A 13,017-nucleotide genomic window follows, 5' to 3' on the forward strand; every position below is an offset into this window, starting at 1 on the left:
ATAGTATGACAGTAAAATGGGAAAAGTTAGAAGGAAACACTGGCGTCCTTACAGTTGAAGTAAGCGCGGAAAAAGTAAATGAAGGATTAACTGCAGCTTTTAATAAAGTTGTTAAGACAGTAAATGTACCTGGCTTCCGTAAAGGGAAAATGCCTCGTCCAATGTTCGAAAAGCGTTTTGGAGTAGAATCACTTTACCAAGATGCATTAGATATTCTTCTTCCAGAAGCATATGGCAATGCTATTGATGAAGCAGGCATCGAGCCAATCGACCGTCCAGACATCGATATCGAACAAATGGAAAAAGGTAAAGAACTTATCTTCAAAGCAACTGTACAAGTTAAGCCGGAAGTAACATTAGGCGAGTACAAAGGTTTAGAAGTTGAAGAGATCGACACAACTGTAACAGACGAAGATGTAGCAAAAGAATTAGAAACACTTCAAAACCGTCAAGCTGAGCTTGTAGTGAAAGAAGAAGGCGCAGCTGAACTTGGTGATACAGTGGTTATCGATTTCGAAGGATTCGTTGATGGCGAAGCGTTCGAAGGCGGGAAAGCTGAAAATCATTCACTAGAATTAGGTTCTGGTTCATTCATCCCAGGATTTGAAGAGCAATTAGTAGGTTTGGCTACTGGCGAATCTAAAGACGTAGAAGTGTCATTCCCTGAGGAGTACCATGCAGCAGAACTTGCTGGTAAGCCAGCGGTATTCAAAGTAACTTTACACGAAATTAAAGCTAAAGAACTTCCTGCTTTAGATGATGAGTTTGCAAAAGATGTTGATGATGAAGTTGAAACATTAGATGCATTAAAAGAAAAAATCAGAACTCGTTTAGAAGACAGCAAGAAGCACGAAGCTGAGCACAACTTACGTGATACATTGGTAGAAAAAGCAGCTGCAAATGCTGAAGTTGAAATTCCAGACGTTATGGTTGAAAGCGAAGTAAACCGTATGCTTCAAGAATTCGAACAGCGTTTACAAATGCAAGGAATGAACCTTGAGCTTTACTTCCAATTCTCAGGTCAAGATGAAAATGCACTACGTGGCCAAATGAAAGAAGAAGCAGTAAACCGCGTTCGTGTTGCTTTAACACTTGAGGCAATTGTAAAAGCTGAAAACATTGAAGTTTCAGACGAAGATGTTAATGCTGAACTTGAAAAAATGGCTGGAATGTACAACATGACAGTTGATAACATCAAAGCAGCACTAGGCGGCTTAGATGGAATCAAAGGCGATCTTCAAAAGCAAAAAGCGGTTGAATTCTTAATCGAAAATAAAAAATAATAACTATTGTTAAAACATGGCACGATTTTATCGTGCCTGTTTTTATACATTTTTTCAATTACATATTATAATAAGTACAGGGAAACCTTTTTAACAAGCAGGAAACATAAATCCTCCTGCAGGAAAAACAGAATTACATATCGAATTAAGTAAAACACGCTTCATGTAAGATTGATTTTAATAAAAAGTGGTTATGCTTAATGGGTACATAGGAATTATTTAAAGAGTGTCCAAACAAAAATCCGCTTCTTAAAAAACATAGTTGTAGAAGGCTTTTTATTACCAGTACGCTGGGTCCATGTGTTACAATGCAATACATACCACTGAATAGTATCGAAATAAAAACGGATTTTGTTTGTGTTACGCAACTTTAAATATGGTTATAACACGTTTTCAAGGGGTGAAAGAATTGTTTAAATTTAATGATGAAAAAGGACAATTAAAGTGTTCCTTCTGTGGAAAGACACAAGACCAAGTACGTAAGTTGGTCGCCGGACCAGGTGTTTATATATGTGACGAGTGTATCGAGCTTTGCACAGAAATCGTTGAAGAAGAGCTAGGAACAGAAGAAGAAGTAGAATTTAAGGATGTTCCGAAGCCAAAAGAAATCTGTGAGATCCTTGATGAGTACGTCATTGGTCAGGACCAAGCTAAAAAATCGCTATCGGTTGCAGTTTATAATCATTACAAGCGTATCAATTCAAACAGTAAGATTGATGACGTTGAACTCTCTAAGAGTAATATCTGTATGATTGGACCAACTGGAAGTGGTAAAACTTTATTAGCTCAGACATTAGCGCGGATTCTTAATGTTCCGTTTGCGATTGCAGATGCAACGTCTCTTACTGAAGCAGGATATGTAGGGGAAGACGTTGAAAATATTCTGTTAAAATTAATTCAATCTGCTGATTATGATGTGGAGAAAGCTGAAAAGGGAATTATCTATATCGATGAAATCGATAAAATTGCCCGTAAATCAGAAAATCCTTCCATCACAAGAGATGTATCTGGTGAAGGTGTACAGCAAGCACTATTAAAAATTCTCGAAGGTACGGTTGCAAGCGTTCCACCACAAGGCGGTCGTAAACATCCACATCAGGAATTTATTCAAATCGATACTACGAATATTTTATTTATCTGTGGTGGTGCATTTGATGGAATCGAACCAATTATTAAGCGCCGTTTAGGCCAAAAGGTTATTGGATTTGGTTCTGATGTTAAGCAACAACAGGATATTACTCAGAAAGAGCTTCTTTCTAAAGTTTTACCTGAGGATTTACTCCGTTTCGGTTTAATTCCTGAATTCATCGGCCGTCTGCCTGTCATTGCAAGTCTTGAGCAGTTAGATGAGTCTGCATTGATTGAAATCTTAACGAAGCCTAAGAATGCTTTAGTTAAGCAATATCAAAAAATGCTGGAAATCGATGAAGTAGAATTAGAATTCGAAGAAGGCGCATTGAACGAAATCGCGAAGAAAGCGATTGAACGTAAAACAGGTGCCCGCGGATTGCGTTCTATTATTGAAGGAATCATGCTGGATGTCATGTTTGACCTTCCTTCTCGTAATGATATTCAAAAATGTATCATTACAAAAGAAACGGTCATCGACAATAGTCTTCCAAAGCTTGTCTTAGAAGACGGTACCGTTGTCGCAGAAGAAAAATCAGCATAATAAAGGTATATTCAAAGGACCCAGTGATTAGCTGGGTTCTTTTTTTGATATTTATACATGCCAACAAAAACAGTTTCTTACAAATTGTGGTTTATTCCATCTCCATGCAGGAAATACTTATAAATATCTAGCCAAGTTTACTTGTAGCAGGAGGGAAAAATATGAGTTGGACGGGGATTGCCTTATTTATACAGCTGTTTTTTGGAATTATTATTGGGCTGTATTTCTGGAATTTGCTAAGGAACCAACGGACACAAAAGGTTTCCATTGATCGGGAATCCCGTAAGGAAATGGAACAGCTCCGAAAAATGAGATCGATTTCATTAACAGAACCATTATCTGAGAAAGTACGCCCTACAAGCTTCGATGATATTGTTGGACAAGAAGATGGAATCAAGTCATTGAAAGCAGCATTATGTGGCCCAAATCCACAGCATGTCATTATTTATGGACCACCTGGGGTAGGAAAAACAGCTGCTGCCCGCTTAGTCTTAGAAGAAGCAAAAAAAGTTCAAAAATCACCTTTCAAACAAAACTCTGTATTTATTGAATTGGATGCAACAACTGCTCGATTTGACGAACGAGGCATCGCCGACCCGTTAATTGGCTCTGTACATGATCCGATTTATCAGGGTGCAGGGGCGATGGGGCAGGCAGGAATTCCACAGCCAAAGCAAGGCGCAGTTACGAACGCACATGGGGGCGTGCTATTCATTGATGAGATTGGCGAGCTTCATTCGATTCAAATGAACAAGCTATTAAAAGTTCTTGAGGATCGAAAAGTATTTCTTGAAAGTGCCTATTACCATGAGGAAAACACACAAATTCCTACGCATATCCATGATATTTTTAAAAATGGACTGCCGGCAGACTTTCGCTTAATTGGTGCAACAACTAGGACTCCAAGTGAAATACCGCCAGCGATTCGATCACGGTGTATGGAAGTATTCTTTAGAGATTTAACCCAAGAAGAAATCATTGAAGTTGGCAAAAAAGCAGCTGATAAAGTGAAACTGGACATTAGTGAAACTGGATTAGATATTTTATCTACATATGCTAGGAATGGGCGAGAAGCCGTTAATATGATTCAAATTTCTGCAGGGCTTGCGATTACGGATGAGCGGAATTTTATTAGAGATGAAGATTTAGAATGGGTAGCACATTCCAGTCAATTATCACCAAGAATGGAAAGAAAGATTAATGATGATTCCCGGATTGGGCTTGTAAATGGACTAGCTGTTTATGGTCCAAATACAGGTGCGTTGCTTGAAATCGAGGTAATGGTCATTCCTGCCAAGGATAAAGGAACAATTAATATTACCGGGATTGTCGATGAAGAAAGTATTGGCGGACAAGGGAAATCAATCCGCAGAAAAAGTATGGCGCGAGGTTCGATTGAAAATGTTATCACCGTTCTACGGTCAATGGGTGTCCCAGCAGGCGATTTCGATATTCATGTGAATTTTCCAGGCGGTGTTCCGATTGATGGTCCGTCCGCTGGAATTGCGATGGCAACGGGGATTTATTCTGCCATTTACAAAATACCGATTGATAACAAAGTGGCGATGACAGGAGAAATTAGCATTCATGGAAATGTGAAGCCGATCGGCGGTGTATACCCGAAGGTAAAGGCTGCGCAAAAAGCGGGAGCAACAACGGTTATCATCCCTGAAGAAAATATGCAATCGATTTTAAATGAAATAAAAGGAATTCGGATTGTTCCTGTTTCCCATTTGAGTGAGGTTTTTGACATTGCACTCGTCAATAACCAGCCAATTAGTCAGGTCATCCCAGCTTCAATCGAACTTTCTAAAAAAGAATCAATTTAAAAGCTAACACTTCGGGTGGTTCCAGCCGAAGTGTTTTTTAATGAAAGAAATCCTCTTACTTGGGGAAAATTAATAATATATTGACAAACTTATTTCTGTCACTTTCGTATTATTAGACACATATTTGCAAATGAGATAGAATTGTACAAAGACGATTTCCGCTTTTAAAAGCAGGTATGATTGATTTATGCATGTGGAGGTGCAATTTAATGGCGAAAGATAGAGAATTGATCGTCCCCCTCCTGCCGCTTCGGGGGTTGCTAGTATATCCGACAATGGTCCTTCATTTAGATGTTGGGCGTGAAAGGTCGGTTGAAGCCCTAGAAAAAGCGATGGTAGATGACCATTTAATTTTTTTAACCACTCAAAAGGATATTGCAATAGATGATCCATCTGAAGAGGATCTATATCAAATTGGTACGTTAACGAAGGTTAAACAAATGCTAAAGCTCCCGAATGGCACGATTAGGGTATTAGTTGAGGGACTAAACAGAGCAAAAATTGAATCGTTTCATGATGAGGACGAATATTATGCGGTCAGCATCGTGACATTCGATGAACCTACAACAAAGGATGTTGAAGATCAGGCATTAATGAGAACAATGCTTGAGTATTTCGAGCAATACATAAAGTTATCCAAAAAAATCTCAGCCGAAACCTATGCCTCGGTGGTAGATATTGAGGAACCAGGAAGAATGGCAGATATTATCTCTTCTCATTTGCCAATCAAACTGAAAGAAAAACAAGAAATTCTTGAAACGATCGATGTTAAGCAAAGAATGAATATGGTAATTGATACCATTCAGAATGAAAAAGAAGTCCTAAATCTCGAGAAGAAGATTGGGCAGCGTGTGAAACGGTCAATGGAAAGAACGCAAAAAGAATATTATTTGCGTGAACAAATGAAAGCCATTCAGAAGGAATTGGGAGACAAAGAAGGCAAAACAGGTGAAGTAGCTGAACTAACTGAAAAAATTAAAAATGCCGGTATGCCTGAGCAGGTTCAGCAGACTGCACTAAAAGAACTAGACCGCTACGAAAAGGTACCATCAAGTTCAGCAGAAAGCGCCGTAATTAGAAACTATATTGAATGGCTGATTACGATTCCATGGTCAAAGAAAACAAATGATGATATCGACATTCTTCGTGCAGAAAAAATTCTCAATCAGGATCATTTTGGTCTAGAAAAAGTAAAGGAACGTGTCTTGGAGTTTTTAGCTGTTCAAAAGCTGACGAATTCCCTAAAAGGACCGATTCTTTGTTTAGCAGGACCTCCTGGAGTAGGGAAAACAAGCTTAGCGCGATCGATTGCAACCTCATTAAATCGTAATTTTGTCCGTGTTTCTCTTGGTGGAGTTCGTGATGAATCCGAGATTCGCGGTCATCGTAGAACCTATGTTGGTGCGATGCCAGGCCGGATTATTCAAGGAATGAAAAAAGCAGGCACGATTAATCCAGTCTTTTTATTGGATGAGATTGATAAAATGTCAAGCGACTTCCGCGGCGATCCTTCTTCCGCAATGCTTGAGGTGTTAGATCCAGAACAAAACCATAATTTCAGTGACCATTATATTGAAGAAACGTACGACCTATCGAAAGTTATGTTCATTGCGACTGCGAATAACCTATCGACAATTCCGGGTCCACTTTTAGACAGAATGGAAATTATCACTATTGCTGGCTATACGGAAATCGAAAAAGTTCATATCACCAGAGATCATTTGCTGCCAAAGCAAATCATAGAAAATGGACTTTCGAAAGGGATTCTTCAGGTACGAGATGATGCAATTCTTAAGGTAGTAAGATACTATACCCGTGAAGCTGGGGTCCGTAGCCTTGAGAGACAAATGGCAACCATCTGCCGTAAGACAGCAAAAATTGTTGTTTCTGGCGAAAAGAAACGGGTTATTGTCACGGAAAAGAATGTGGAGGAATTCCTAGGTAAACCAAAGTTCCGCTACGGTCAGGCTGAAACAGAGGATCAAGTCGGTGTTGCAACAGGTCTAGCCTATACGACTGTTGGCGGAGATACACTGCAAATCGAAGTTTCTCTTTCTCCTGGTAAAGGAAGACTTGTGTTAACAGGAAAGCTTGGGGACGTGATGAAAGAATCAGCGCAGGCTGCCTTTAGTTATATTCGTTCTAAAGCTGGTGAGTTAGGAATTGAAGAAGATTTTCATGAAAAATATGATGTTCACATTCACGTCCCAGAAGGTGCTGTACCAAAAGATGGTCCATCCGCAGGGATTACAATGGCGACCGCACTGGTGTCTGCCCTTACAGGCAAGGCAATCCGTCGTGAGGTGGGAATGACCGGAGAAATCACGCTAAGAGGACGTGTGCTGCCAATTGGCGGTTTAAAAGAAAAAACGCTCAGTGCTCATCGAGCTGGTTTAACAAAGGTGATTCTTCCAAAAGACAATGAAATGGATATTGATGATATCCCAGAAAGTGTTAGAAATGAAATAGAGTTTGTGCTTGTTTCGCATGTCGATGAAGTTTTACGGCATGCACTCGTAGAAGGTGGATTGTAATGAAAGTAGTTAGTTCCGATATTGTCATCAGTGCCGTAAGGCCAGCGCAGTACCCAGAAACAGACTTGCCAGAGTTTGCATTAGCCGGACGGTCTAATGTGGGCAAGTCATCGTTTATCAATAAAATGCTTAATCGAAAGGGCTTAGCGAGAATCTCTTCAAAGCCTGGTAAAACACAAACATTGAATTTTTATCTTATTAACGAAATTCTCCATTTTGTCGATGTCCCTGGATATGGCTATGCTAAGGTATCCAAGTCGGAGCGGGCAGCCTGGGGAAAGATGATTGAAACGTATTTTACCTCCCGCGAGCAATTAAGAGCGGCAGTTTTGATTGTGGATCTACGGCACCCGCCAACACAGGATGATGTCATGATGTATGATTTCCTTAAGCATTATGATATTCCATGTGTTGTCATTGCGACGAAAGCAGATAAAATTCCAAGAGGAAAGTGGCAGAAATACTTAAAAGTCACAAAAGAAACCCTCGATATAGACGAAAATGACCACATCGTCCTCTTCTCATCCGAAACCGGTGAAGGAAAAGATAAAGCGTGGTCGATTTTGCAGAGTTATATGTAGTCGAGGAAAAAGACGTATGAATTGGCATACGTCTTTTTCGTTATTTATCAAGGTTGGGTTCGGCTGAGAATCAGGTTAGCACCTGCTCTGATAAATAGGCGGAAAAATTCCGCCTATTTAGTAAATACTCATAATAATAGCTAAAATAGGCGGAGAGATTCCGCCTATTGACCTCGAAAACCGTGAAAATGGGGAATTTTGTATTGCTTAGGCGGAAAAACTCCGCTTATTTTCCCTGAAACGAACCCGATTCTGCAAATAAGCGGAAATCCTCCGCTTATTTTACCTATGCTGTTTACACGATTAAGGATCACTCGCTGCCTGACGTTATTTTTTCTTTCTAAAAAGAAAGTAGATTCCGACAAGAATAATAATCGCCGGCCAAAACTTCCAGACAAAACTAAGGCCATTTTGAAGTAATCCAAGATATTCTGCAACTTTGTCGTAAAATAATAGCAATAATGCCAATACTAAAAAGAGAAAGGCTTGAAATAAACCATTATTGTTTTTTTGAAAACGGAGAAAGCAGCCAATCGAGATAAATAAGACAAGCATCCCAATGGTATTGTTGGGCCAGAATGCGATCTTTCCAGCGAGATGAAAATGAAGTCCAAAACCCGAGATGATGACTCCTGGTAAAATCGCTTCATAATCTTTTGCTGAATATCCTTGTCCTAAAAAAGCTACGCCAACGATTATAAGTAAAGTTGGCCATGAATACAATGTCTGTAGAGCAGTAAATCCAGATTGCTGCAGGAAAAGGAATGCTCCAAAGCCTATGAGAATAATTCCCGGAAAAATCCGTTGGTTCTTCATTTTAACACCACTTCCAGAAAGGTTTACTTGAATCTCGTTCTTTTTTTTGGTACTGTACATAAGATGATATATTTATTAATTACTTAACTTTTTTCCTATTTATTAGGCTAGCTCCAGCGTCTAGAGGCTCGGGGTCATAAGCCAATCCGTCAAGAAGGTTAAAGAGCAACCTTCATGCCGGCTCGTCTTATGCCTGTCGCCTCTGGACAAGACGCTTCCGCTTTTTATAGTAACATATTCTTTCGTTTTCTGTTCACATTTATCGGGTAAAAGTTGAAAAATCCCGTGTTATAATCAGACTAGTTAATAAGGTATTAGTAGTTATTGTATTACTTATTGGGGGTGTTCTTAGAAAATGCATATTGTAGTTATCGGTTTAAACTATAAAACTGCCCCTGTGGAAATCCGTGAGCGGTTGACATTTAATGAATCTGAACTTGGAGATGCAATAAAGAAATTAAATACGAAAAAAAGCATCTTAGAAAATATAATCGTATCCACGTGTAATCGTACGGAAATTTATGCAGTTGTGGATCAGTTGCATACTGGACGCTATTATATTAAAGAATTTTTATCTGAGTGGTTCGGAATTGAACAAGCTGAGTTTTCACCATTCCTATTTATTTACGAGGAAGATGGTGCGATTGAGCATTTATTCAAGGTGACATGCGGTCTCCATTCAATGGTTTTAGGGGAAACACAAATATTAGGGCAGGTTCGTTCGAGTTTTATCCTAGCCCAAGAACAGGGAACAACAGGAACAGTCTTCAACCAACTATTTAAGCAGGCAATTACCGTTGCGAAACGTGGACACGCTGAAACGGATATTGGCGCAAATGCAGTCTCAGTCAGCTATGCTGCAGTTGAACTAGCAAAGAAAATTTTCGGTTCACTAGAGAATAAGCATGTGTTAATTTACGGTGCAGGCAAAATGGGTGAGTTAGCAGCTCAAAATCTTCATGGCAATGGTGTTAAGAAAGTTACCGTTATTAATCGTACATTTGAAAAAGCAGAAGTTCTTGCTAACCGTTTTGCGGGAGAAGCAAAAACTGTTGATGAACTCGAAAAGACATTAATGAAGGCGGATATCTTAATTAGTTCTACTGGTGCCAAAGGTTTTGTCATCACGAAAACGATGATGGAAAAAGTCGAGAAAAAGCGTAAGGGTAAGCCATTATTTATGGTTGATATCGCGGTTCCACGTGATTTGGATCCGAAAATTGCTGAACTTGATAGTGTATTTTTATATGATATCGATGATTTAGAAGGAATTGTTGAAGCAAACCTTCAGGAGCGGAAGAAAGCTGCACAAGTAATCATGCTAATGATTGAGAAGGAAATTGTCGATTTCAAACAATGGCTAGGAATGCTTGGAGTGGTCCCTGTTATCTCGGCTCTTCGAGATAAGGCTGGTGCGATTCAAGCTGAAACGATGGTGAGTCTTGAACGCAAGCTGCCGCATTTATCAGACCGTGATAGAAAGGTATTAAATAAACATACAAAGAGTATTATCAACCAGCTATTAAAAGATCCTATCTTACAAGCAAAAGAATTGGCTGCTCGTCCGGACGCTGAAGAGGCTTTGGATTTATTTATGAAAATATTTAAGATTGAAGAACTTGTTGAAAAACAAACGAAAGCAGCCGAAACCAATGATGCAATGGTTCATGTCCCGCAGGCTTCCTTTCAGTCATAAGAGGTACTAATTATGTTTGACTTCCATATGACGCGGCTGCACGAATTAACAGTAGTCCTATATGCCTTCAGTGTGTTGTTATATTTTTTCGATTTCATTCACCATAACCGGAAGGCAAACCGTATCGCCTTCTGGTTACTTGCGTTTGTATGGGTTTTACAAACTATTTTCCTAACTTCCTATATGTTAAAAACAGGGAGGTTTCCAGCGTTAACCATCTTTGAGGGCTTATATTTTTATGCCTGGGTATTGGTCACGCTATCACTTGGAATTAACCGACTGCTAAAGGTCGATTTCATCGTCTTTTTTACGAATATCCTTGGATTTATTGTTATCGCTATTCATACATTTGCACCAATTAAATATGATTCCCATGTAATAAGCAACCAGCTGATGTCTGAACTCTTACTTATACATATCACAATGGCCATTCTCTCGTATGGGGCCTTCTCTGTGTCTTTTGTCCTATCGCTTCTCTATCTGATTCAATATGATTTATTGAAAAGGAAAAAGTGGGGAACTAGACTTTTGAGACTTGCAGATTTAAGCAAGCTAGAACGTTCCTCTTATATTTTAGTAGTGATTGGGGTTCCAATGCTGTTATTAAGTCTGATCCTCGGATTACAATGGGCCTTTTTAAAAGTTCCAGGGATGCCATGGTACGATATGAAAATAATTGGTTCCTTTTTATTATTAACAGGATACAGTATCTATTTGTATCTGCATATTGGCAGAGACATGTCTGGCAGACAATTAGCACTTTGGAATGTCGGTTCATTTTTAGTTGTTTTAATTAACTTTTTCCTTTTTGGTCAATTATCATCGTTCCATTTTTGGTATTCATAATAGGAGGCAGTCATGAGAAAAATTATCGTAGGTTCTAGACGCAGCAAATTGGCATTAACACAAACAAACTGGGTGATTGAGCAACTGAAAAAGCTCGGAGGACCTTTTGAATTTGAAGTAAAAGAAATTGTTACCAAAGGAGATAAAATCCTTGATGTAACTCTTTCAAAAGTAGGCGGAAAAGGATTGTTCGTGAAAGAAATCGAACAAGCGATGATGGATAATGAAATTGATATGGCTGTTCATAGCATGAAGGACATGCCAGCTGTACTTCCTGACGGTTTAACCATCGGCTGTATTCCTTTCCGTGAGGACCACCGTGATGCATTGATTTCAAGAGATCATATTAAGTTAAAGGATTTAAAGCCAGGGGCGATTATCGGCACGAGCAGTCTTCGCCGCAGCGCTCAGATATTAGCACAGCGCCCTGATTTAGAAATTAAATGGATCCGTGGGAATGTTGATACGAGATTACAAAAGCTTCAGGAAGAAGAATATGACGCTATTATTCTTGCTGCTGCCGGCCTTTCTCGTCTTGGCTGGACTTCTGATACGGTTACCGAATTTATTGATGCCGATCTTTGTGTACCAGCAGTTGGTCAAGGTGCATTATCCATCGAATGCCGTGAAGATGATAAAGAACTACTTGAACTATTTGAAAAATTCACTTGTAAAAAAACAGAAAGAGCTGTAAGAGCTGAACGTGCTTTCCTTCAAAAAATGGAAGGCGGCTGCCAGGTGCCAATTGCTGGTTTCGCTCAAATAGCAGATAATGATGACATCGTTCTTACTGTATTAGTTGCTTCTCCTGAAGGACAAGAAATCTTCAAAGAAGAACTTAGAGGAACGAACCCAGAGGAACTTGGTATTCAAGCAGCCGACCTATTAATTGAAAAAGGAGCTAAAGACCTTATTGAAAAGGTTAAACGGGAGCTCGAAGGTCAATGCTAAAACCATTAGGTTTGTTAGACAAAAAGGTCCTTGTTCCTCGTGGAGCGGGCCAGGCAAAATCCTTTTCACAACTTGTCGAAAAGTATGGAGGGATTTCAATCGAAATCCCTCTTATTGCATTTCGTCCGATTGAATTCACTCAGCAACTGCAAAATGCTATAAATCAGATTGATACATATGACTGGATTATTTTTACTAGCAATGTCACTGTGGAAACTTTCTTTTCTTTTTATAAAAAGGCAGAACCTAAGTCTTTTCCGAAAATTGCGGTGATTGGCAAGAAAACGGAAGAGGTATTGCAGGAAAGAGGGTTTAAAACAGAGTTCGTACCATCTGCCTATGTAACCGAGGTATTTACCGACGAATTTCTATCGCTTGTACGTAGTGGGTCTAAAGTGCTGATCCCTAAGGGAAATCTAGCGCGAGAGTATATCTCTACTGCTTTAAGTAACCATGGTGTCCTTGTCGATGAAATTGTGATTTACGAGACTTACATGCCAGAAGAAAGCACGGAAAAACTAGCAAAAATAATTGCACAAGATGAACTTGATATCTTAATGTTTACAAGTCCATCGACTGTAAATCACTTCATGAGCGTTGTGAAGAAGTATCAACTTGAGAGCCATATTGATAGATGTGTAATAAGTTGCATTGGCCCAGTTACGGAGAGGAAGATACGTGCCTTTGGATTACCGGTGCACGTATCACCAACAGAATATACCGTGAAAGAAATGATAATAAGCACGATAAATTTTTTAGCAAAATGATTATAGGTTAAGGCTGTGTGTAAACAAATAATTATTTTGGCA

Annotated in this window: 10 protein-coding genes; 9 read left to right on the plus strand and 1 reads right to left on the minus strand. The window is 39.3% G+C overall.

The annotated features are described in order from the left end of the window. Positions 1 to 5: 5 nt before the first annotated feature. The 5 genes from tig to yihA all read left to right on the plus strand — a co-directional run bounded on the left by tig (position 6) and on the right by yihA (position 7,899). Entirely contained in the window at positions 6 to 1,283 is a 1,278-nt protein-coding gene (gene tig / locus QUG14_RS25060; RefSeq protein WP_289343175.1) for a trigger factor, read from the plus strand. A 409-nt stretch (positions 1,284 to 1,692) separates the two neighbouring features. Continuing rightward, positions 1,693 to 2,955, plus strand: coding sequence for an ATP-dependent protease ATP-binding subunit ClpX (gene clpX, locus QUG14_RS25065; RefSeq protein ID WP_289343177.1), 1,263 nt, complete (start codon positions 1,693 to 1,695; stop codon positions 2,953 to 2,955). Positions 2,956 to 3,116: 161 nt separating this feature from the next. Beyond that, on the plus strand, positions 3,117 to 4,784 hold the full coding sequence (gene lonB / locus QUG14_RS25070) for an ATP-dependent protease LonB (RefSeq protein WP_289343178.1): 1,668 nt from the start codon (positions 3,117 to 3,119) through the stop codon (positions 4,782 to 4,784). Positions 4,785 to 4,993: 209 nt separating this feature from the next. Further along, complete coding sequence (gene lon / locus QUG14_RS25075) at positions 4,994 to 7,318, plus strand: endopeptidase La (protein WP_289343179.1); 2,325 nt, start codon at positions 4,994 to 4,996, stop codon at positions 7,316 to 7,318. After that, a complete protein-coding gene (gene yihA, locus QUG14_RS25080; protein WP_251634529.1) occupies positions 7,318 to 7,899 on the plus strand; it encodes a ribosome biogenesis GTP-binding protein YihA/YsxC in 582 nt (193 codons plus the stop codon). The genes lon and yihA overlap by 1 nt, the downstream gene beginning before the upstream one ends. A gap of 327 nt (positions 7,900 to 8,226) precedes the next feature. Here the strand turns inward: yihA and QUG14_RS25085 are convergent, their stop codons facing one another. Further along, on the minus strand, positions 8,227 to 8,715 hold the full coding sequence (locus tag QUG14_RS25085; protein WP_289343180.1) for a LiaF transmembrane domain-containing protein: 489 nt from the start codon (positions 8,713 to 8,715) through the stop codon (positions 8,227 to 8,229). Between the two features lie 355 nt (positions 8,716 to 9,070). Here QUG14_RS25085 and hemA point away from each other — a divergent pair, with 355 nt between their 5' ends. Genes hemA through QUG14_RS25105 form a run of 4 tightly spaced genes read left to right on the plus strand, consistent with a single transcriptional unit; the run spans position 9,071 to position 12,975 of the window. Beyond that, complete coding sequence (gene hemA, locus QUG14_RS25090) at positions 9,071 to 10,411, plus strand: glutamyl-tRNA reductase (RefSeq protein ID WP_289343181.1); 1,341 nt, start codon at positions 9,071 to 9,073, stop codon at positions 10,409 to 10,411. 12 nt (positions 10,412 to 10,423) lie between these two features. Next, on the plus strand, positions 10,424 to 11,257 hold the full coding sequence (locus tag QUG14_RS25095) for a cytochrome C assembly family protein (RefSeq protein ID WP_289343182.1): 834 nt from the start codon (positions 10,424 to 10,426) through the stop codon (positions 11,255 to 11,257). A gap of 12 nt (positions 11,258 to 11,269) precedes the next feature. Beyond that, the gene (gene hemC, locus QUG14_RS25100) at positions 11,270 to 12,208 is read left to right on the plus strand and encodes a hydroxymethylbilane synthase (RefSeq protein WP_289343183.1); all 939 of its coding nucleotides are present in this window, start codon (positions 11,270 to 11,272) and stop codon (positions 12,206 to 12,208) included. Further along, positions 12,202 to 12,975 carry a uroporphyrinogen-III synthase gene (locus QUG14_RS25105; RefSeq protein ID WP_289343184.1) on the plus strand — a complete coding sequence of 258 codons (774 nt, stop codon included), beginning with the start codon at positions 12,202 to 12,204 and terminating at the stop codon, positions 12,973 to 12,975. Before hemC ends, QUG14_RS25105 begins: the two co-directional genes overlap by 7 nt. Positions 12,976 to 13,017 lie beyond the last annotated feature (42 nt).

It is taken from the genome of Neobacillus sp. CF12, assembly GCF_030348765.1.
GTDB lineage: Bacteria > Bacillota > Bacilli > Bacillales > Cytobacillaceae > Neobacillus.

Excerpts from the sequence above, each read along its gene's own strand:
- lon (WP_289343179.1), top strand. The coding sequence starts at position 4,994 with ATGGCGAAAGATAGAGAATTGATCGTCCCCCTCCTGCCGCTTCGGGGG.
- hemA (WP_289343181.1), top strand. The coding sequence starts at position 9,071 with ATGCATATTGTAGTTATCGGTTTAAACTATAAAACTGCCCCTGTGGAA.
- QUG14_RS25105 (WP_289343184.1), top strand. The coding sequence starts at position 12,202 with ATGCTAAAACCATTAGGTTTGTTAGACAAAAAGGTCCTTGTTCCTCGT.
- QUG14_RS25095 (WP_289343182.1), top strand. The coding sequence starts at position 10,424 with ATGTTTGACTTCCATATGACGCGGCTGCACGAATTAACAGTAGTCCTA.
- lonB (WP_289343178.1), top strand. The coding sequence starts at position 3,117 with ATGAGTTGGACGGGGATTGCCTTATTTATACAGCTGTTTTTTGGAATT.
- yihA (WP_251634529.1), top strand. The coding sequence starts at position 7,318 with ATGAAAGTAGTTAGTTCCGATATTGTCATCAGTGCCGTAAGGCCAGCG.
- tig (WP_289343175.1), top strand. The coding sequence starts at position 6 with ATGACAGTAAAATGGGAAAAGTTAGAAGGAAACACTGGCGTCCTTACA.
- hemC (WP_289343183.1), top strand. The coding sequence starts at position 11,270 with ATGAGAAAAATTATCGTAGGTTCTAGACGCAGCAAATTGGCATTAACA.
- QUG14_RS25085 (WP_289343180.1), bottom strand. The coding sequence starts at position 8,715 with ATGAAGAACCAACGGATTTTTCCGGGAATTATTCTCATAGGCTTTGGA.